This window comes from Sphingomonas brevis (genome assembly GCF_023516505.1).
GTDB classification, from domain to species: Bacteria; Pseudomonadota; Alphaproteobacteria; order Sphingomonadales; family Sphingomonadaceae; genus Sphingomicrobium; species Sphingomicrobium breve.
The window spans coordinates 1,261,980-1,281,617 of the sequence record NZ_JAMGBB010000001.1 but is presented as its reverse complement, the minus strand read 5'-3'; the positions used below and the strand labels follow the sequence as shown (position 1 = coordinate 1,281,617).

The 19,638-nt window shown below is 59.6% G+C and carries 14 protein-coding genes; 8 read left to right on the top strand and 6 right to left on the bottom strand.

Annotation, left to right across the window (positions count from 1 at the left end):
- Positions 1-62: 62 nt before the first annotated feature.
- Genes LZ518_RS06575 through LZ518_RS06550 form a run of 6 tightly spaced genes read left to right on the top strand, consistent with a single transcriptional unit; the run spans position 63 to position 8,306 of the window.
- Complete coding sequence (locus LZ518_RS06575; protein WP_249915211.1) at positions 63-1,979, top strand: bifunctional 5-dehydro-2-deoxygluconokinase/5-dehydro-2-deoxyphosphogluconate aldolase; 1,917 nt, start codon at positions 63-65, stop codon at positions 1,977-1,979.
- Complete coding sequence (gene iolD, locus LZ518_RS06570) at positions 1,976-3,796, top strand: 3D-(3,5/4)-trihydroxycyclohexane-1,2-dione acylhydrolase (decyclizing) (RefSeq protein ID WP_249915210.1); 1,821 nt, start codon at positions 1,976-1,978, stop codon at positions 3,794-3,796. The genes LZ518_RS06575 and iolD overlap by 4 nt, the downstream gene beginning before the upstream one ends.
- Positions 3,793-4,692 carry a myo-inosose-2 dehydratase gene (gene iolE, locus LZ518_RS06565; protein ID WP_249915209.1) on the top strand — a complete coding sequence of 300 codons (900 nt, stop codon included), beginning with the start codon at positions 3,793-3,795 and terminating at the stop codon, positions 4,690-4,692. The genes iolD and iolE overlap by 4 nt, the downstream gene beginning before the upstream one ends.
- Positions 4,689-5,489, top strand: a complete 801-nt coding sequence (gene iolB / locus LZ518_RS06560) for a 5-deoxy-glucuronate isomerase (RefSeq protein WP_249915208.1) — start codon at positions 4,689-4,691, stop codon at positions 5,487-5,489. The genes iolE and iolB overlap by 4 nt, the downstream gene beginning before the upstream one ends.
- Before the next feature lie 5 nt (positions 5,490-5,494).
- Entirely contained in the window at positions 5,495-6,295 is an 801-nt protein-coding gene (locus LZ518_RS06555) for an inositol monophosphatase family protein (protein ID WP_283938166.1), read from the top strand.
- A complete protein-coding gene (locus tag LZ518_RS06550) occupies positions 6,288-8,306 on the top strand; it encodes a TonB-dependent receptor domain-containing protein (protein ID WP_249915206.1) in 2,019 nt (672 codons plus the stop codon). The genes LZ518_RS06555 and LZ518_RS06550 overlap by 8 nt, the downstream gene beginning before the upstream one ends.
- Here LZ518_RS06550 and LZ518_RS06545 read toward each other — a convergent pair.
- Genes LZ518_RS06545 through LZ518_RS06535 form a run of 3 tightly spaced genes read right to left on the bottom strand, consistent with a single transcriptional unit; the run spans position 8,303 to position 13,491 of the window.
- Positions 8,303-9,568 carry a metallophosphoesterase gene (locus LZ518_RS06545; RefSeq protein ID WP_249915205.1) on the bottom strand — a complete coding sequence of 422 codons (1,266 nt, stop codon included), beginning with the start codon at positions 9,566-9,568 and terminating at the stop codon, positions 8,303-8,305. The genes LZ518_RS06550 and LZ518_RS06545 overlap by 4 nt on opposite strands.
- 23 nt (positions 9,569-9,591) lie before the next feature.
- Positions 9,592-10,935 (bottom strand): MFS transporter, encoded by a 1,344-nt coding sequence (locus LZ518_RS06540; RefSeq protein ID WP_249915204.1) that lies wholly within the window; start codon positions 10,933-10,935, stop codon positions 9,592-9,594.
- A 54-nt stretch (positions 10,936-10,989) separates the two neighbouring features.
- A complete protein-coding gene (locus tag LZ518_RS06535) occupies positions 10,990-13,491 on the bottom strand; it encodes a TonB-dependent receptor plug domain-containing protein (protein ID WP_249915203.1) in 2,502 nt (833 codons plus the stop codon).
- Between the two features lie 149 nt (positions 13,492-13,640).
- Here LZ518_RS06535 and LZ518_RS06530 point away from each other — a divergent pair, with 149 nt between their 5' ends.
- Complete coding sequence (locus LZ518_RS06530; protein WP_283938165.1) at positions 13,641-15,674, top strand: phytase; 2,034 nt, start codon at positions 13,641-13,643, stop codon at positions 15,672-15,674.
- Positions 15,675-15,800: 126 nt separating this feature from the next.
- Positions 15,801-16,421, top strand: a complete 621-nt coding sequence (locus LZ518_RS06525; RefSeq protein ID WP_249915201.1) for a TorF family putative porin — start codon at positions 15,801-15,803, stop codon at positions 16,419-16,421.
- A gap of 72 nt (positions 16,422-16,493) precedes the next feature.
- Here the strand turns inward: LZ518_RS06525 and LZ518_RS06520 are convergent, their stop codons facing one another.
- From LZ518_RS06520 to LZ518_RS06510, 3 genes are all read right to left on the bottom strand, one after another.
- Positions 16,494-17,417 carry a Vgb family protein gene (locus tag LZ518_RS06520; protein WP_249915200.1) on the bottom strand — a complete coding sequence of 308 codons (924 nt, stop codon included), beginning with the start codon at positions 17,415-17,417 and terminating at the stop codon, positions 16,494-16,496.
- Positions 17,418-17,746: 329 nt separating this feature from the next.
- Complete coding sequence (locus tag LZ518_RS06515; RefSeq protein ID WP_249915199.1) at positions 17,747-18,073, bottom strand: hypothetical protein; 327 nt, start codon at positions 18,071-18,073, stop codon at positions 17,747-17,749.
- Between the two features lie 204 nt (positions 18,074-18,277).
- Positions 18,278-19,567, bottom strand: a complete 1,290-nt coding sequence (locus LZ518_RS06510) for a DUF418 domain-containing protein (RefSeq protein WP_249915198.1) — start codon at positions 19,565-19,567, stop codon at positions 18,278-18,280.
- Positions 19,568-19,638: the final 71 nt, after the last annotated feature.

Here is a 19,638-nt window from a genome sequence, read left to right as displayed (position 1 = left end):
TTGCGGAATTTCTAATCTTGGAATAGTTGTTTCAAAGGAGCAATTGGGGGCGGCTGACAGCTTTGACCAAATCATTGGACCTGGTTGCCATTGGTCGGTCGAGCGTCGACCTATACGGCCAGCAAGTCGGAGGACGGCTTGAAGACATGGGCTCGTTTGCCAAATCGGTCGGTGGAAGCCCGACCAATACGGCAATCGGCCTTGCGCGACTTGGACTCAAGACTGCACTCATAACCCGTGTCGGCGCAGACCATATGGGCCGCTTCATTACCGAGCAGCTCGAGCGCGAGGGCGTTGAGACAGGGTGGGCCAAGTCCGACCCCGAACGACTGACTGCACTGGTCATTTTGGGCATTCGCGACCGCGAGCAATTTCCGCTTGTCTTCTACCGGGAAAATTGCGCGGACATGGCGCTCGATACGAGTGACATCGACGAGGAGTTTATCGGTTCGTCCAAGGCGGTACTCGTAAACGGGACCCACCTTTCGACGCCTTCCGTTTACGACGCATCTCGCAGAGCGATCGAATTGACCAAGTCAAGCGGTGGGAAGGTCGTCTTCGATGTCGACTATAGGCCGGTGCTTTGGGGCCTTACAGGAAGAGATTTTGGTGAAAACCGCTATGTCGCGTCAGCGGAAGTGTCGGAGCGACTGCAGTCCATCCTGCCCGATTGCGACCTGATCGTCGGTACCGAAGAGGAAATGCGCATCCTTGGTGGCCATGACGATACGATCAGCGCAATCCGGGCGGTACGGCGGCACACCGAAGCCCTGTTGGTTTGCAAGCTCGGAGCCGAAGGCTGTGCTGCCTTCCCGGGAGAAATTCCGACGGAGGTCGAAGACGGACTGTTGGTGCCGGGCTTCCCCGTTGAGGTCTTCAACGTTCTTGGTGCCGGCGACGCATTCATGGCCGGATTCCTGTCCGGATGGCTCAGAGGCCAGGACGTCGGACAGTGCTGCCGCCTCGCCAATGCGTGTGGCGCAATTGTCGTTTCTCGGCACGGCTGCGCCCCGGCGATGCCAACGAGCATCGAACTCGAGAGCTTCTTAAGCCGGTTCGATCTCCCATTCCGGCTCCGTGAAGATCATGACCTCGAGCAATTGCACTGGGCGACGACGAGGCGGACCGAATATCCAGAACTGTCGGTCCTCGCGATCGATCATCGCAGCCAGTTCGATGAGCTGATCCAAGAGCTAGGCTGTTCCCAAGCCCGCGTCAGCCAGTTCAAGCTGCTGGGGCTCGATGCGCTCGATCGCATCGCGGCCAGCGATAGCGGTTTCGGAATGCTTATTGACGATCGCTTCGGATTTGAGGCGCTTACGAAACTCGCGGACCGCAACTATTGGATCGGCCGGCCCATCGAAACGCCGAGATCACGGCCAGTCGAATTCCAAGGAAACGAAGACGTTGGGATTGAGCTTACAGGTTGGCCGGTAACTCACGTCGTCAAATGTCTGGCACATTATCATCCTGACGATCCCCCGGAACTGAGGGAGCGGCAGGAACGCCAATTGCTTCGCCTCTTCGCGGCGTGCCGTCAGACCGGACATGAGCTGCTTCTGGAGATCATTCCTCCTGCTGATTTGACGGTCGACGAGGAAACCACGGCGCGCGCATTGGATCGGCTCTACGATCTGGGTATCCATCCGGACTGGTGGAAGCTGGAGCCGTCCAGCGATCAAGCTGCGTGGGCGAACATCGTCGACGTCATTCAGAAGCGCGATCCGCTTTGCCGGGGTATCCTGATGTTGGGGCTGTCTGCCCCAATTCCTGACCTTATCGCGTCGTTCAAAACTGCCGCACAGTTCCCGTTGATCAAAGGGTTTGCAGTCGGCCGTTCCATATTCCACGACGTTGCGACCGACTGGCTCTCCGACCGGATCGGCGACGACGAAGCAACAGATATGATGGCATCGAGGCTTTCCGCACTTGTAGAGGGTTGGCGCTCGGCACGAGCAGAGTGCGGAGCTGCTCTATGAGCACGATCCGGCTTACGGCAGCTCAAGCGTGCGTTCGTTACCTGGCCAACCAGTATATTGAATTCGAAGGGACGGAAGTTCCCTATTTTGCCGGCGTCTGGGCGATCTTCGGGCATGGGAACGTTGCCGGTCTGGGTGAGGCACTGACCGACGTCCAGGACCTGCTCCCGACCTACCGGGCCCATAATGAGCAGGCGATGGCCCATGCGGCGATTGCCTACGCCAAGCAGATGCGGCGGCAACGGGCGATGGTTTGCACGTCGTCGATCGGACCGGGCGCGACCAACATGGTCACGGCCGCTGCGCTCGCTCATGTGAACCGGCTGCCCGTCCTGTTCCTGCCGGGAGATGTCTATGCCAGCCGCCGGCCTGACCCCGTGCTTCAGCAAGTCGAGGATTTCGGCGACGGCACAGTGTCGGCTAATGACAGCTTCCGCCCCGTTTCGCGCTATTTCGACAGGATCGTAAGGCCGGAGCAACTGCTCGATTCTCTTCCGCGTGCTCTCGCAACCATGTTGGACCCGGTGACCTGCGGTCCAGCGACCCTTGCCTTTTGCCAGGACGTGCAGGCCGAGGCCTTCGACTATCCTGACAGCTTCTTCCAAAGACGCGTCTGGCGCGTTCGCCGAGCCGCGCCGGAGCGTCAGGACATCAGGCGTCTGGCGGAAGCCATCCGGCAGTCCGCGAGACCGCTCCTGATTGCCGGTGGCGGTGTCCATTATTCCATCGCTTCGGACGAATTGGCGAGTTTTGCATCGGCGTTCGGCATGTCCGTTGCCGAAACCCAGGCCGGTAAGGGCAGCTTGCCGTGGGATCATCCGCAGTCACTAGGAAGCATCGGCGTCACGGGCTCCAGCGCCGCAAACTCAGCAGCTGCTGAAGCAGACCTGGTCATCGGGATCGGCACGCGCCTGCAGGATTTTACGACCGGGTCCTGGGCACTTTTCGAGAACCCTCGGGCGACCTTTGTTCAGGTCAATGTTTCCCCTCACGACGCGCACAAGCGCGGTGCATTCGCGCTGGTGGCTGACGCCAAGCTGGTGCTCGATGCCTTGGCGGATGAGCTCGGGGAGTGGCGGCCAAAAGATCGAAATCGCTACACTGGTGCCGTCGCAGCCTGGAACGCATCCTGGGAAACGGTAACAGCCGCCGGGAACGAAGAACTGCCTTCTGATGCCCAGGTGATCGGTGCCGTTTGGCGAACGGTTCCGGAAAACGCCATCGTCGTCGGAGCTGCGGGCGGCCTTCCGGGCGAGCTGCACAAGCTTTGGCGGTCCAGAACCAGCGACGGCTACCACCTCGAATATGGCTATTCCTGCATGGGTTACGAAATTGCCGGTGGCCTCGGAGTAAAGCTCGCCGCGCTGGATCGCGAAGTCGTCGTCATGCTGGGCGACGGTAGCTACCTGATGCTCAATTCCGAGATCGCGACCTCGGTCATGATCGGCGCAAAGCTCATCATCGTCCTGCTCGACAATCACGGTTTCGGGTGCATCAATCGTTTGCAACAGGCTACAGCTGGCGAGCGGTTCAACAATCTCTTGCCCGCTACGTCACGGATCGACTTTGTCGCCCATGCCAAGGCGTTGGGAGCAACTGCGGTGAAGGCAAGCTCCATCGCCGAGCTTGAAGCGGCGCTTGGCCGCGCCTTGGCCGCCGACCAGACCTATGTGGTCGTGATCGACACCGATCCGGAACGGAGCACCGACGCCGGCGGCGCGTGGTGGGATGTCGCGATCGCCGAAGTCTCCAAGCGCAAGAACGTGGCAGAGGCTCGCAAATCCTATGATGATCAGATTGGAAAGGTACGGCGGTGACCATCCGCTTTGGCGTTAGCCCGATTGCCTGGATTAACGACGACATGCCTGAGCTGGGCGGGGATACGCCGCTGGAAAGCGTACTCCGCGATGTTCAGGAGGTTGGTTTCGCGGGCGTAGAGCTGGGCGGCAAATTTCCGCGCGACCCTGCAGAACTTCAGGCGCTGCTCGGCCGCTATGGGCTCGCACTCGTTGGCGGCTGGTATAGCTCCAACCTCCTAGTGCAGGGCGCCGATGCCGAAATCGAAAAGCTGCGTCGTCACCTTGAACTGCTCCAGGCGATGGGCAGCAAGGTGTTCATCATCGCCGAAACCAGCAATGCAATTCACGGGGACCGCAGTCGCGCGCTCAACCAATCTCCGGATCTGAACGACGACGAATGGAATGCGTTCGGCGAGCGGATGACCAAGGTCGCCGATTTCATTGAGAGCGAAGGATTGCGGCTGGCCTATCACCACCATCTCGGAACGGTGGTCGAGAGTGGGGAGGAGCTGGATCGCTTCCTGCAAGTTACGGGTGATGCCGTCGGCCTGACACTCGACACCGGCCACGCCTCTCTTGGCGGAATTGATGCTGTCTCGATTCTAAACCGCTACTCGCAGCGCGTTGCGCATGTGCATTGCAAGGACGTTCGCCGTCGCGTCTTTGAAACCATATTGGGTGGTGGCAGCAGCTTCCTGGATGGCGTGCTCCAGGGAATGTTCACGGTTCCGGGGGACGGCGATCTCGATTTCCAGCCGTTGTTCGATGCACTTTCGAAGAAAGGCTATTCTGGCTGGGTAATCGTCGAAGCGGAGCAGGATCCAGCGCTGGCTGATCCCCGAGCGTTTGCAAAGATCGGACTGGGAACGCTTCGAACTCACGCCCGATTTGCAAGACTGGAGGCGGTCCAATGACGCTTCGTGTCAGGCCCCACACGCCCGCTCCCGACGGATCGGTGCTCGAGGTGACGCCGGAGTCCGCGGGTTGGTCGCACGTCGGATTTCAGGCCGTGAAGCTCGAACCGGGGCAACGTCATGCAGGCGGTGCGCGGGACAGGGAAGCCTGCCTTGTCGTCCTTGCCGGCACAGCTTCAATTCGCGCCGGCGATCTCTCCGTCGAGCGCGCCGGAACGCGGACCAGCGTGTTCGACGACATACCGCCCGCGGCCGTCTACGTGCCTGCGGGCATCGAATATGAGGTCACCGCCGAAACGCCGGTCGAGCTCGCGATCGGCTCGGCTCCCGGGATTGGCCGGGGTGAGCCAAGGCTCATCGATCCTGCTAGAATGAGTCGCGAAGTGCGGGGTCAAGGCACCAATCAGCGCTTCGTCCGAAACATCCTCCCCGAAACCGAGCCCGCCGAAAGCCTTCTTGTAGTCGAAGTTATTACGCCGGGCGGACACTGGTCGAGCTATCCGCCGCACAAGCACGATACCGCTACCGATGGCGAAGAGACCGCGCTTGAGGAAACTTACTATCATCGGCTCAATCCGCCGCAGGGCTTCGCAATCCAGCGCGTTTATACCGACGACCGGTCGATCGACGAGACGATCGCCGTTGAGGACGGCGACGTGGTCATGGTTCCCCGAGGTTATCACCCGACGGGCGCTCCCCATGGCTATGATCTCTATTATCTGAACGTGATGGCAGGGGCGGACCGGCACTGGATCTTCCGTAATGATCCCACCCATGACTGGATCGTTCGGAAATAGCGCCGATGGCAAATCACTCCCCACTCATTGCTGCAATGCTTGAAGCGGCGTTCGCGGCCGGTGAAGGCCTGAAGCGAGACTTTGCCAACATCGCGCAACTTGAGATCCGCCATAAGCAGGGCCTCGACGACATGTTCAGCGAGGCGGACCTGCGCGCCGAGCAGACTGTGCGCGAGCGACTGTCGTCCTTTCGTCAGGACTATGGCTTTCTTGGCGAGGAAGGCGGACTGGTTCCGGGTGCGGATCCCGACAATGTCTGGATTGTCGATCCGCTCGACGGCACGACGAACTTCCTTATCGGCTTGCCGCTTTTCGCCGTAAACATCGCCCTCGCTCATCAGGGAAAGGCCGTCGCAGGCGTTACGCACATTCCCCTGCTAGAAGAAACATTCTGGGCGGAGCGCGGCCTTGGAGCGCACCTCAACGACCAGCCGATCCGAGTGTCTTCCCGGAATAAGATGATCGAGGCGGTACTCGGCGTTGGAATTCCATTCGCCAGCAAGCCTCGCCACGAGCAATTCGCAACCGAGATGGCGCGATTGACACCGCGGGTGTCCGGCATCCGGCGGCTCGGTGCCGCCGCCGTCGATATGGCCTATGTCGCTTGCGGCCGGTTCGACGCCTATTGGGAGCAAAGCGTAAACGCGTGGGACATCGCCGCCGGCGTGGTGATCGTCGAAGAGGCAGGCGGCATCGTCACCGACACGCTCGGCCGGCCGCTGGTTCTCGACAACGGAACCGTGCTTGCCTCGGTCCCGCAACTTCATTCCGAGCTGGTTGGCGCGATCGCCCCGGTAGATGGCTAAACTTCACACCATTGCCCAGACAAAGCTGCTAGTTGCGTCGCTGCTAATCTGCGGCGCAGTCCATGCTCAGGCCCCAGACGCTGCCGGGACACAAGTCTTCGCTCCCGACTTCTTCGCCTCCTCAAAGCCCGCCGACGCCTACGACATGGTTCGCAAGCTGCCGGGGTTCGAGTTGATAGAAGTGGATGACGACGTTCGGGGCTACACAGGCTCAAGAGGGAATATCCTGTTTGACGGAAGGACTCCTTCGGGAAAGCAGGACAGCCTGGAGCAAATGCTGAAGCGCATTCCGGCCGCTTCGGTCCTTCGGATCGAGTTGATCCGCGGCGGAACCAAAGGTGCCGCAACCGGCGGGTTCGACCTCGTCGCCAATATTGTCCGACGACAGCAGGCGGCCAGTTCCGGTGCCGCATCGGGCGGCATCACCGCCTCTGATGAGATCGGAATCAAACCTGACGCCCGGATCGAATATTCGCGCGAGGGAGCCCGGAGCCGACTGGAGACCGCGATCGAATTAGCGACGGAAGTAGACGAAGATTCCGGTGCCGGAGCAATTGTGGAAACCGACCCAGACGAGGCTGTCTCTGAAGTCATTGGCCGTGACGAGCGGGAATATGTTCGGACATTATCAGCGAGCGCCGAGCACAATATTACACTTGGCGACGGCGAGCTCGTAACCAATTTAAGCGGGTCGCGAGCCGTCACGCGAGAGACAATTCGCTCCACCGAAGATGGAATCGAAATTGCGGCGCCGGAGCGAGAAAGGATCTGGAGCGCGGAAGTTGGCGCCCAATATGAGCGGCCGGTAGGCGGGGGCACGCTGGAAGCTATCCTGGTTCAGCGGACGGAATGGCTCGATGCCGACGCGGCAGAAGAGGACGAACTTTTTTCTGAAAACACGCGCAGCAGCGAAACGCTGGCTCGCGCGGAATATCGCCAAGACCATGGCAGTGCGCATTTCTTTGGAAGCATCGAAGGCGCACTCAATAAACTGACCGGTGATGCTAAACTGACGGCCGGGGGCGTGCCGGTACCAATCACCGGTTCCGACGTTGATGTCAGCGAACGACGCGCCGAAGCCGTACTCGGCGCCAACTGGCAAGCAAGCAGGACTCTGGCGTTGGAGACGAGCCTGCGTGCCGAATATTCCGCGATCCGTTCAACCGGCGATTCCTTGCAAGATGATGATTTCCTTTTCTGGAAGCCGCGGCTCCGCGTTTCGTGGGACAATCGCCGCACGCGTGTCCAGGCCACCCTGGAGCGCGAGGCGGCCCAACTCGACTTCGAGGACTTTGTCGCATCGGTCGAGCTGGATCGCGACGATGTTGTGGCGGGTGCCCCATCGCTGACACCGCCGACGACCTGGTCCTTTACGGCATTGGTCGAACAGCGGTTCTGGGACAGTGGCGCTCTGACACTTACCCTCCGCCGCGAAAGGATCGACGATGTCATCGACCGCGTCGTCGTCGAAAGTGGCGGAGAGTTCTTCGATGCGGTCGGCAATATCGGAAGGGGCAACCGGACCAGCTTGCGGGCCGAACTGACGGTGCCGCTTGACCGGATCGGACTCAAGGGGATGGAGATCAGGGCCGACCTTACCTTTCTGAAGAGTCGCGTCACCGACCCGGTCACGGGCGCGAAGCGGTCCATCTCGGAAGACAAGCCATTCGAGGGCGAGTTTCGCTTCACTCACGATCTCCCCGGCGGGAAGTGGAGCTGGGGGTTGGAGGCGTCCCTTTCGGAGAAGGAACGCAAATTTCGATTCGACGAGGTCCGGCGCGAACACACCGGAACTGCCCTTGCAATGCACGTCGAGTTTCGCCCGACGAGCCAGTGGAGGATCCGTGCCGAGATCGAGAATGTCACGTGGAAGGACCTGACCGACGAGCGCGAGAAATATTTAGGCCCGAGGACGTTTGATATACTGGAATCGATCGAAACAAGGCGTATCAACACCGATCCGATTTTCACTTTGAGCGTTCGCCGGGCATTCGGCGCGGGAGAAGGCTAGCGCGGCAAGATTCCAGTCCGCCGCGCGTAATGCTCGGTGGCTTCATGGACGTTGGCGCCGCTTCCATCGTTCGGAGTTGTGAATACGCGCGCCGTAGCCTGGTCGCCGTCAAGCGTCAGGTGGACGTAGCCCCAGATAAGGCCTTTCGCGTAGCTGGTCTTGAGCTCGGGATTGTTGCTGGCCTGGTAAGCCATGAAAGCACTGTTGACCGGCCGCTGCTTCGCTGCTGCGCCTGACACAATTTGCGGCAATGGCGGAAGGTTGCTGCCAGGTACCGCTTTCGCGCAGCTGTCGGTGTGCAGCTCGAGCGTATGCTCATGCCCTGCCAGGTACATGTCGGCATATTTACACATCGTGGGCAGGATCAGCCTGCGAAGGACTCGTGCCTGCTGGAATTTGCTCCCTGCCGACGACCAGATCGGATGGTGCCCCATGACGATCTTCCAACGCGCGGTTGATTGGCGAAGCGACTGCTCGAGCCAGGCGACCATGTTCCGCTCGCCCTCGTTCTGCGGCTTGGTCCACGGTTCCGGCTCTTCGAGCGAGCTACCCGGAAGTTCGCTTCCGTCATCGGCCAGCTCGGCCTCATAGACGGTCTCGCCAGCCAGGAGCACTTCAGTATCCAGGACGAAGATTTCGACGTCGGGCCGGCCCGGCGGGCTCACCCGATAGAAGAGCCCATCCATGTAAAATGGCTTGGTGCTACCCAGATAGCGGACCTCGGCCAGCGCGGCCTCTCGTGACGTCCGCCAGTCGTGGTTTCCCAAAGTCGCATAGATCCGGAAATCCGGCGCGATGCTACCGAAATCCTTGTACGGCTTGAGCAGGATTTCGTCGAAGCGCTTGGAGTCGCTGACGCCGTCGGCGCCTCCGGTCGGTCCGTTGGGGTAGATGTTGTCGCCAAGCATGACGGCAGAGTCGCACTGCGCGGTCTGACAATAGCTGCGCATTGCCTTTGCGACCGGAATCATGCCGCTGGCTGCCACGTAACCCCCAGTGTCGGCGAGCTTGATCATGGCTGAGGGGGCGAACTCTGCGGGCGGCCGCTTGTCCTCGGCCCACTCTTCACGCTCCAACGCAATTGCCTGCTCAAGTGTCAAAGGCGGGTTGCGCTCGTCCGCCTCGAGGTAGTCGAGATCATAGCCATGATCACCGAACAACAGCATCGCATATGGCCGCGATCCCTGAGGCGAGACAGTGTTAGGCGGAACGGTTGTGCAACCAGCGAGAAACAGGGCCGCGCCCAACATAAAGCCACGCATCGAGATTGCCCTTCCGATCATGATCAGTCGCGGAGACGAGTCCGCCAGAGACTTGCTGCAAGCAGCATCGAAACGACGGATGAGCCGATCCAGAACCAAATCACCGGCCCGAAATCGTATATGCGAGTGCCGCCGGCGATCACCATATTCTGGTCGATCAATATGCCCGAGACCTGCTCCTGGATTGCAGCGCCGATGTAGCTGAAGATTCCAACCACGCCCATCGCCGCTCCTGCAGCACGCTTGGGTGCAATATCGACCCCGAAGAGGCCGCCCAGGGACGTCACGAGGCCGGTCAGTCCCATGCCGAACAGGAGCATTCCGACAATCAGCATCGGAGTATTGGTCGGACCGAAGAAAATGATCGCGAGGCCGATCAGCTCAAGTATTGCGAAAAGCAAGTTTGCTGGCGGTCGCCTGGCGCCAAACAGCTTGTCTGACGTGAAGCCGAACGCCACTGCGCCGGCAATACCGGCCAGCGTACTGATCATCAGCAGCGTTCCCGCCATCGTCAGCGAATAGCCACGGGCTTCCTGCAGATAGAGGATGCCCCAGCTGTTGATACCGTAACGGGTGATGTAGGTCGTTGCGCTGGCCAGCGCGAGCACCCAGATCGCCGGGATTTTCAGGATCGAGAATTGGAGAGCAAGCGTGCTTCGCGCGCTCGTCTCGCTCGTCTCGGAATATTGATCTTTCTTCCATTCATTGACCGACGGAAGGCCGAGAGTTTGCGGCCTGTCCTGCATCAGCGCGAATACGCCCACCGCGGTTACAATCCCGATCAGGCCTGGACCCCAATATCCCCACTGCCAGCCAAGGTAGGAAACCAGCCCACCAACGACCAGGAAGGTGAGACCTTCGCCAATGGAGTGAGCCGTGCTCCACACGCCATATGCGCGCCCCCGTTCGCGGTTCGAGAACCAAGCAGTCATGGCCACTACGCCGCCCGGCGCTCCGAAGCTTTGGAACCAGCCGTTCAATCCCCAGATAATCGAGGCCGCCAGCACTGTCGTCGTAAAGCCCATGAGGATGTTGCAAATTGCCGTAAGCAGGAAGGCCGCAGCCAGAAAGCGACGGGCATTGGCATGGTCGGCCAGGAAGCCGTTGGTCAGCTTGCCCAACGCATAAGTGTAGAAAAGCGCCGAACCGATCGTTCCCAACTCGGTGGGAGTGAAAATACCCTGGTCGATCAGCGGCTTCTTCACCACGCCGATCGCCAGCCGGCACATGTAAATCAGGCCGTAGCCAATGGTGATTGCCAGCATCACCCGGATGCGATTGCGCCGGAACAGGCGATCAATGTCCGCCTGGTCCGAGATTCGGGGAGTTTCCGCGCCAGTAGCGAAAGAACGGAGAAGCGAACTCATCTTGCTTCTCCGCTCACGACCGCACCCCAACCCATTTCAGCACACTTTCCGAAATCAGAAGACCAGTCGAGCAGTCAGCATGACCTGAGGCGAAGTTTCCTCATGCTCAACCTCGAAATTGTCCACGTCGCCAGCCTGCTGGTTCTCGATAATTTCAAGGCCGGTATCGCCGTCGAAGTTGCGCTCCCACTGGCGGCTGCGTGCGTCGAGGATGTTGTTGGCGCTCAGGCGAAGCACGAAGTTCTTGCCGAACCGCTTTTCGACATAGGCCTCTAGATTGCCTTGATAGGTTTGGGATTCTTCTTCTCCCAGGAAGGTGCTGACAGACTTGCCCTGCTTGCGGAAGCTGAAGCCGCCCGACATGCCCCAGGACGGAATTTCCTGGGTCACGCCAAAGTTGTAGACATATTTGGGTTGACCATCGAACGACACCTTCATGCCGGTGTTCGGCTCGGTACGCTTCGACCAGATCCTGGTGTAGTTCGCAAATACGCCGGTATCATCGAGGCCAATAAAGCTTAGCGGCGCCGAAAGGTCGAATTCGAACCCGTAGACCTTGCCGTTCCCGACATTGTCATAGGTGTAGATACGCGCCCGTCCCTCATCGCTATCCGGATCCTCCTCGGGGAAGACCGGCACACCCGTATTCACCAATGAGATGAGATCGCGGACCTTGCGATAGAAGAAATTGACGCCGACAACTCCGCGCGGAAGCCGCTGCTCGAGCCCGATGTCGACACCCCATGACGTTTCGAACTTGAGCTCGGGATTACCGACGGTGATGTCGTTATCTTCGGGATCGTCGGTCAGCTGAAACGGTACCACCTGATCGACGTTTGGCCGGCGTACCGTCTTCGCCAAGCTCGCCCTGAACTGGGTGCCGCTTCCAAAGGGCAGCTGGAAATGCACCGACGGATTTAGGTGGAACTCGTTCGCTGACGCACTTTCCTCGTCGGCTTCCGTCAGGTCCTGTCGGATCTTCTGCTTTGACTTGGTGTATTCGGCGCGAACACCCGCCTGCATCTTGGCCTGACCGCCAAGCTTAAATTCGGCGAGCGCGAACCCATCCAGCCGGCTTTCACGATATTTGAATTCGCTTTCTACGATCGACGCATCTTCGTCGTCATTGAGATCCTCGCCGATAATCTGGCCGAACGTCCTGCGTTTCAGCTTGCCGGCAATGCCAGCCTTGATGCTCCAATTGGCCCATTGCTTCTTGATCGAAGCGTCGCCGGAAAACTCCTTATCCAGGATGTCGAGGGCATCGATTTCGATCAGTTCCGCATCATCGGTCAGTTCGAGATCCTCGGCCTCCAATGTGTCGAGATCGAACAGATCGTCATCCAGCTCATAAGTGTTATTCGAACTTTCCTCGTCGAACTGGGAATAGCGGACTTGAACCTCCGCGCTCATTCCGTCGCCCCATTTGGTTTCATAAAGGCCGGACAGACCGTAGTTGAGTTGCTTGAACGGCTCTTTGGCCACTTGGGTCGAGTCGATTTCCCAGCCCTCGTCGAGAATGGGATCTTCTTCATCATCCTCTGGCCGTTCAAGCTCCAGGGTCTGCTCTGTGTCCGTGCGCCTCGTCCGGATAAGGAATCCATCGAAACGAAGCTTGCTCTGCTCGCCTAAGAGGAAGGTAATGTCACCGTTCAATGACAGGTCGAAGCTGCGGCGGGTGTCGAGCTCCTCGGTGCGCTCAACAGCGATTGAGCCGTCGCGGTCGAACGGGCGAAACAGGTCCAAGCCATTTTCACTGTCTTCAAATCCGGGTGAATTGTCGTCGAAGACTTCCTGACGGGCGAGCTTGGGATTGTAGCGCTGCTGAGCGTCGACGGTCAGCGACCAGGCCACGGTTTCCGCTTGGTTGCGGCCTGACCAGGAGACCGCGCCGGATCCCTTGAACGTATTGTCATCCGGATAGAAAAGCAGGCCAGCGCGGGCAATCAGACCGGGCGGTAGGCTTGTGCCGTCTTTCAGAATGATATTGATCGTTCCGCCGATGCCTTGGCTGTCGAGGTCTGCGGTAGGCGACCGGATGATCTCGATCCGGTCGATGATTTCGGCGGGGATTCGGTCGACGAATACTGACCGGTCATTACCGGCTCCCGGAATTGGCCGGCCATTGACGAGGATTTGCGTAAAGCCGGCACCAAGGCCGCGAAGCGCAGGGGCGTCATATTCGCCAATGTCGCTCGTAAAGGCCACGCCAGGGACGCGCTTCAGGGAGTCGCCCACGGAGGTCGGTTCGAACTTCTGGAAGAACTCCTGACCGAACGTCAGCTCCGGGGCGATGGTGTCGGTGCGATTGCGGTATATCCGCGAACCGACGACTACAATGTCGCTCAGGCTGCGATCGTCAGCGGGCTCCAGACCCTGGCTGGTAGGAACGGCAGGCTCACCTTGAGCCTTGGCGTCACCTTCCGCCGCGGTTTCAGCGGCCGGCTCTTGGTCGGGCGCGGGCGGGCCAGCCGCTTGCTGAGCCATCGCTCCTTGCGCCACGAACAACGCGGACGAAAAGAGAAGCACCTGCAGGCGTTGCAGTTTGCGCATCATAGTCTCCCCCTCGTCTCCACTTCTCCGGTGGAGGCAGAATCATGATTGAACAGAAAATTCCAGAATGCAACTATTTTGGAATTGTCCTTGCACGGCGTATGCGTGACGATTAGCTATCGGGCATCTGTGACAGACCGGAGACGGCCAAAATGCGGGTTGGGGTGGGACTTGCCGGGATTGCCGGAATCGCTTGTTTGGGGACCGGAGTCGCGGCGCAAAATGCACCTGCCGTTCCGTCGGTCGAAGCATCGGCTACGATGACGACGCAACAGGGCGGCGCGAACCGCGCGGTCGTCGTCACTGACGGGCCAAGCTCCTCAATTGTCGGGACAGCGGAGTTGGCCGGTCTTGAGATTTACGACAGTGCAGGAAAGCGCACCGGCTCGATTCCGGCGGGCGAAGCGGTTGGAGTCGATGTCCGCTATGGTTCGCTTCCGGGATTTGGCTCCGCTGCTGTCCTGCTTGGTGCCGATGCCACCAGCAATAGCCTGCGCTTCTATCGTGCGCAGGGCGGCTCTCTCACGGAAATCAGCGCCCGCTCCGTGCCGCTCGGCATCGCGGTCGAAGGAGGCTGCCTCTATCGAAGCAGCCAGGACGGCTCGCTTTACGCCTTCGCTCTCGGTGACGGCGGCGAGATCGATCAATATCTGCTGTTCGAGCCTTCCGCTGGCCGCGTCGATGCTAAGCTGATGAGGCGGCTACATGTGGCTTCAACCGTCGAGCATTGCGTCGCCGACGATTCCACAGGGCAACTTTATGTATCCGAGCAGGCGGTCGGAATCTGGCGCTTCAATGCAGAGCCGGAGACCGAGATCCTGCCTGTCCTGATTGACGCGGTCCGGTTGGGCAAGATCAACGAGGAAGTGGGCGGCCTGGCATTATATGATGGCGGCGGTAGCGCGAGGTGGCTGATCGCCTCCAATGCATCGGCGGGCCAGCTTTACGCCTATGATCATGCGAAAGACGACGCCTATGTCGGCGCACTGACGGTAACCTCGGCTGGCGAAGCCGTTCGTGAGCCGGGCGGGCTTTTTGCGACGAGCGCGCCACTTGGTTCAAATCAGGGCGCGCTCATCATCGGTGACGAGGATGGATCGAATTACAAGATCGTACCGTTCGGTAAGATCGCGCAGGCACTCGGCATCAATGCGGGATCGCCTCAACCGCTGATTGCCGCGGTCGCGCCGACACTCCCCATCGTCCATCCTAGCGTTGAGACCGATCCGGTCACAAGCGCAGCTGACGCCGCCGACGACCCGGCAATCTGGGCCAACTCCAGCAACCCGGCAGCGAGCTGGGTGATTGGCACCGACAAGCAAGGCGGCCTTCACGTCTATGACATGCAGGGTAAGTCGCGATTCTTTGCCGCCGATGGAAAGATGAACAATGTCGACATTAGGTCCGACTATCGCTTGGCCGGGCGCGATATTGTCCTAGTGACCGCGAGCGATCGGACGAATAAGGCCATTGCAATTTATTCGCTCGACACGGAGACGGGCGCGCTCACCAATATCGCGGACGGCATACAGCAGACTGGCCTGTCCGATCCCTATGGCCAGTGCATGTACCGCAGCAAACGCGGAAGAACCTATGTCTTCATCAGCGACCCCGATGGACTGGTCAGGCAGTGGGAACTCGTTCCGACCCGCGGCGGAAAAGTTCAGGCGAAGCACGTTCGGGATATCAAGTTCAGCAGCCAGACCGAGGGGTGCGTCGTCGATGACGACAGCGGCACTCTCTATGTCGCCGAAGAAGACATCGGACTTTGGCGGGTAACCGCCGAGCCGGTCAAGAATGCAGCTCCCGTCTCGATCGACAGAATCGCCGACAACCCCAAGCTCAAGGACGATATGGAAGGCGTCGGGCTGTACGATCTCGGTGGAGGGCGGGGCTATCTGATCGTCTCGAGCCAGGGCAACAACAGCTATGCGGTTTACCGCCGCGAGGGCGAGAATGCCTATCTCGGCTCATTCTCCGTAATCGCTGATCCCGCCAAGGGGATCGACGGCATATCCGAGACCGACGGACTGGACGTTTCGAGCGCAAATCTCGGCCCCGGTTTTGAGCACGGGGCAATGATCGCCCAGGACGGTCGAAACATGCTTCCGGTTCAAAACCAGAACTTCAAATATGTCCCCTGGGCGACGATCGCCGCGACACTAAACCTGGAGTCCCGGCGCTGATCCTCGGAGGTGATTGGGGCAAGCCGACTGCCAGTATTGGAGTGACAAAGGGCCATCAGGCTTCATGATTCTAAAGGCCGCTTTCGACCCATTGCGGACATTGGTTTTCAACAGGATAGTGCGAATATGCTCGACCTTGCTCCGCTGGATCCCGGGATTGAGCTTTCCGTCGCCAGCCGCGGCATGTCGAAGGGCATTGCCCAGACCGAAGGGCCGCAACTGATCGTGAAGCCGTTCGTCAAGCTCGGTGACTTCCAAGTGGGCGCACAGTGGAAGAATGTTACCTCGACCGTCGCTGGCGGCGAGGGGGCAGTTTTCGTCGCCTTCGGTCGCGAAGTCGGCGGCTTCCAGCTGACCCTCCAGGCATCGCACAAGTTCCAGACCGGGGTGCACGAACCGACGGACGACCATAGCTGGGAGTTCACCGGTGGCCTCACCCGCAAGCTCGGCAGCATCACCCTGCGCGGCCAAGTCGTCTACAGTCCCGACGACCTGGGATCGGCGAAGCGCTCGCTCTATTGGGAGGCCGGCCCGGCGGTGGACGTCAGCAAGCAGTTCAAGCTGTTCGCCAACATCGGCCACCGCGCCCGCAAATTCGGCGATGACTACACCTCGTTCAATGCGGGCGCGTCGACCACCATCGTCCCCAAGGTGACGCTCGACCTTCGCTGGTACGACACCAACCGCCATGAGTTGGGCGAGAACTTCCACGGGCGGGCAGTTGTGACCGCCAGAATGGCCTTCTAAGTTCGTTTGTCGGTAATGGCCGCTTTCCACCCATTACGGTCATGAGCTGGACCGCGATCGGCGTGTCACGGGTTAATGCGCGGTCGGAAAACCCCACCAAGACAAAGTGTTCACATCGTGTTCGCTCGTCCACACGCCTTTGTCAGTATATCGGATCGCGCCGCTTCCGTTCGCCTTTCCCATACGTGCGAGGATCGCCAGGGTACGGGGGTCGATGATTGCGTACGTTTGATCATCGGTGGTGCGAAGCCAAATCCGGCCATCACCCGTGTCGATGTCGCCCCACTTGAGGTTCTTGCCGACTTTGACTCGGCCCGTCACGGTGCCGCTGGTCGGGTCGATGCGGGCCACGGTGCCGTCGCTCTGCTCTTGTACCCACACGGCTCCCTCGCCCGCGGCCAAAAAGCCGGGTCCTCGGCCAAGTGCGACACGGCGGACTACCCTGTTCGTCCGGGGGTCTATTTGCTGCAACGACTGCTGCGAACTGCTGACGGCCCACAAGGAACCCATACCGAAAGCGAGATAATGCGTTCCCGGATCGACCGACACCGAAGCGACCACCCGATTGCTCAAGGGGTCTATCCGCGCGATCTTCCCGGACGTTTCGCTCGGCACCCAGATCGAGCCCCCGCCGGCAACTACGTTGGTCTCACCATCGGGACTGGCGAGTCCGGTACGCACAATTGATTCTATTTGCCCGGTTCGCCTGTCAATTTTGTAGATAGCCATTTCTTTGCAATCTGCGACCCAGACAGATTGGGAGTGTATCGCCATGGTTCCGCATGGTTGGCGCAGTTGAACGGATGCCAGCCTGCCATCCGTTGACCAATGCTCGACCCGGCTTTCGTTTGTCGCCCACACAGTCGCGCCATCAACGGCCAAGAAGTCCAGGTAACCCGGTGCATTGAGCACGAGCGGCTCAGTTCCGATCTGCCGCGGCGTCGTAGATGCACAACTACCCGTTGCCATTGCAGCTAAAGCGATCGCCAATCTCATCGTACGCCCCCGTTCCATCCGACGAGCTAGCACGGACGGGCTGCTGACACGAATGACCGCTTTCCACCCATTGCGGCCATTAGTTTGACCGCTATCCTCGTGTCGTACTGGGGCGGAGCATGAGTTGAGCTACGATGAGCGACCTGACCTAACCGTCAACTGGAAGTGGCGGCTCGTTATTTTCGGAAGCGTCGTCGTGGTTCTGGCGTCGATTCCGGTGCTAGGGCTCCTCTTTTCATGCATTCGTGGCGACTGCCTCTAATGAATGCCCACATTCGACCCAATGTGGACAACATCGACTAAGGAAAGCGTCGGACGGGAAGGCCCGATCAGCCATAACAGCGGCGTGCCCGGGCCTCTGCGATAATGGGCAAGGTATGGGCCTGCCAGGATTCGAAGGCTTCCTTATATGGAGACTTCACGCCAGCCTTCTTGGCTTCCTCATCCACATATTGGACGATGTCATATTTGCACTTGGCCATGACGGCCTTGGACAATGCTTCGGGGCTGTCCGGGCCCTTCGCATAGAGCAGGGCGTACCGCTCGACGCAGCTGTAGACTTTTCGGGTGAGGTCGGGAGTTTGGGGCGGAAGCTGGGTATAGAGGTTCGGGCATTTGGGCCCGGCAGCCGTGGCAGCTGGCGCAGCCTTGTTCACGACTTTCTGAGCCTCGTTGGCGGATAATTGATTTTCGGTATCAGGCTGCTGAGCCTTACACGCCGAAACGCAAATCATTAGTGCCGCGCTCGCGCAGCATCCGATCCGACCCATGCTTCGTCCCCTTCAGGCAGCATGTTTGCCGTTACTCCGCGATGACAGCCGGACAATCGGGAAGATTACCTAAGGAAGGTGTTCGGACGGCTATCCTGCAGGAAGCGGCCGGGCGCCTGACGCTGGTGCTTCTCTCCGGAACGGCGGCTGCTTGCCGTAAGTCAAATATCGCCAGAGCCATTCTACCGGGCCGAAGTGGAAATGTTTCAGCCAGATCGGGCTGATCACGATCTGAGCCGCCCAGATTGCAAAGACGATGTAGTAAAGCTGGTGCCGTTCTAGCGTCCCCCAATAGCCCAGAAAGACGAAGATTATCAGCGCAACGGCCGAATGGGTCAGGTAGTTGGTCAACGCCATTCGACCGACCGCCGCCATGGCAGTCCTGAACCATGATAACATGCCTGACTTCAGGAAGAGCCCGAGCAGCCCGAGATGTCCGGTGGTTTGTGCCAGCCGCGCGAAGTCATAGGTGATTGCCGTCTGGTGCCTGGCAAGCCCCGAGAAGCCGTGGCTCATCAGCCAGTTCGCCTCGAAGAGATTTAGGGGCATGCCGATCGCGTAACCGCCGACCATCATCGCAAGATAGGTTCTTGTCCGTGCTTCCAGGGTCAGCACGCCCAGTTTGAACAGGGCCATTCCGATCATCATCATCCCGAAGATGTCGAAGAAATTGCGGTATGCGTACCAGGATTGGGCTTCCGCTATTCGCGGTGCTCGGACGCGCAGCGCACTAATGTAACCAGCCTGATTTTCTTCTTTCAGCTTGACGACCCTTTCCGGCGAAGGTCCGCCGCGGGATTCATTCGTCCACTGTTCGATGGCTCCCTTCTGCTGCTCCGATCGCTGGGCGGCCGGTATGCTTTCGGCGGCAACCGCGCGTTTGTGGAGGTCCAGCATATTGTAGGTATCAAGCCCGCTCCAGGCCGCGCCGAGGACGAAGGACGCTATGCCGAGGCCAAGCAATTTCTTGCCGGGCAGGTTGCGGAAGGCAAACAGGAATAGGGCCGTCAGCCCGTAGAAGTAAAGGATGTCGCCGCCCCACAACAGGATCCACGCATTGAATAGACCGAAGGCGATCAGCCAAAGGTTGCGCCGGAAATAGGCGTCTGTGGAATCGGGCCGGCTGGTGAAAAGGATCACGCCGGCTCCAAACAGGATCGAGAACAGGGCCCGCTGCGTGCCTTCAAAGGTCACATTGACCACGAACCAGGTCCAAAGATTGATCCCGGTGTCGCCACCCATCACCCTTGGATTGTCATAGGCAGGGCCCATGCCCATGCCGACGATGTTCATGATGAGAATCCCGAACAGCGCGCATCCGCGAATGAAATCTAGGGATTCGAGGCGCGTCCCGGTTGGCGCCGCAATAGAATTGACCATGGCATCGGCCCCCCTGCGGGACCAGCTATCGACTCATTGACGCTGCTTGGGAATTTAACTTTCGATAAGTG

Coding starts and splice junctions, on each gene's coding strand:
- iolD (WP_249915210.1), top strand. CDS start 1,976: ATGAGCACGATCCGGCTTACGGCAGCTCAAGCGTGCGTTCGTTACCTG.
- iolB (WP_249915208.1), top strand. CDS start 4,689: ATGACGCTTCGTGTCAGGCCCCACACGCCCGCTCCCGACGGATCGGTG.
- LZ518_RS06555 (WP_283938166.1), top strand. CDS start 5,495: ATGGCAAATCACTCCCCACTCATTGCTGCAATGCTTGAAGCGGCGTTC.
- LZ518_RS06550 (WP_249915206.1), top strand. CDS start 6,288: ATGGCTAAACTTCACACCATTGCCCAGACAAAGCTGCTAGTTGCGTCG.
- LZ518_RS06545 (WP_249915205.1), bottom strand. CDS start 9,568: ATGCGTGGCTTTATGTTGGGCGCGGCCCTGTTTCTCGCTGGTTGCACA.
- LZ518_RS06540 (WP_249915204.1), bottom strand. CDS start 10,935: ATGAGTTCGCTTCTCCGTTCTTTCGCTACTGGCGCGGAAACTCCCCGA.
- LZ518_RS06535 (WP_249915203.1), bottom strand. CDS start 13,491: ATGATGCGCAAACTGCAACGCCTGCAGGTGCTTCTCTTTTCGTCCGCG.
- LZ518_RS06530 (WP_283938165.1), top strand. CDS start 13,641: ATGCGGGTTGGGGTGGGACTTGCCGGGATTGCCGGAATCGCTTGTTTG.
- LZ518_RS06525 (WP_249915201.1), top strand. CDS start 15,801: ATGCTCGACCTTGCTCCGCTGGATCCCGGGATTGAGCTTTCCGTCGCC.
- LZ518_RS06520 (WP_249915200.1), bottom strand. CDS start 17,417: ATGAGATTGGCGATCGCTTTAGCTGCAATGGCAACGGGTAGTTGTGCA.
- LZ518_RS06510 (WP_249915198.1), bottom strand. CDS start 19,567: ATGGTCAATTCTATTGCGGCGCCAACCGGGACGCGCCTCGAATCCCTA.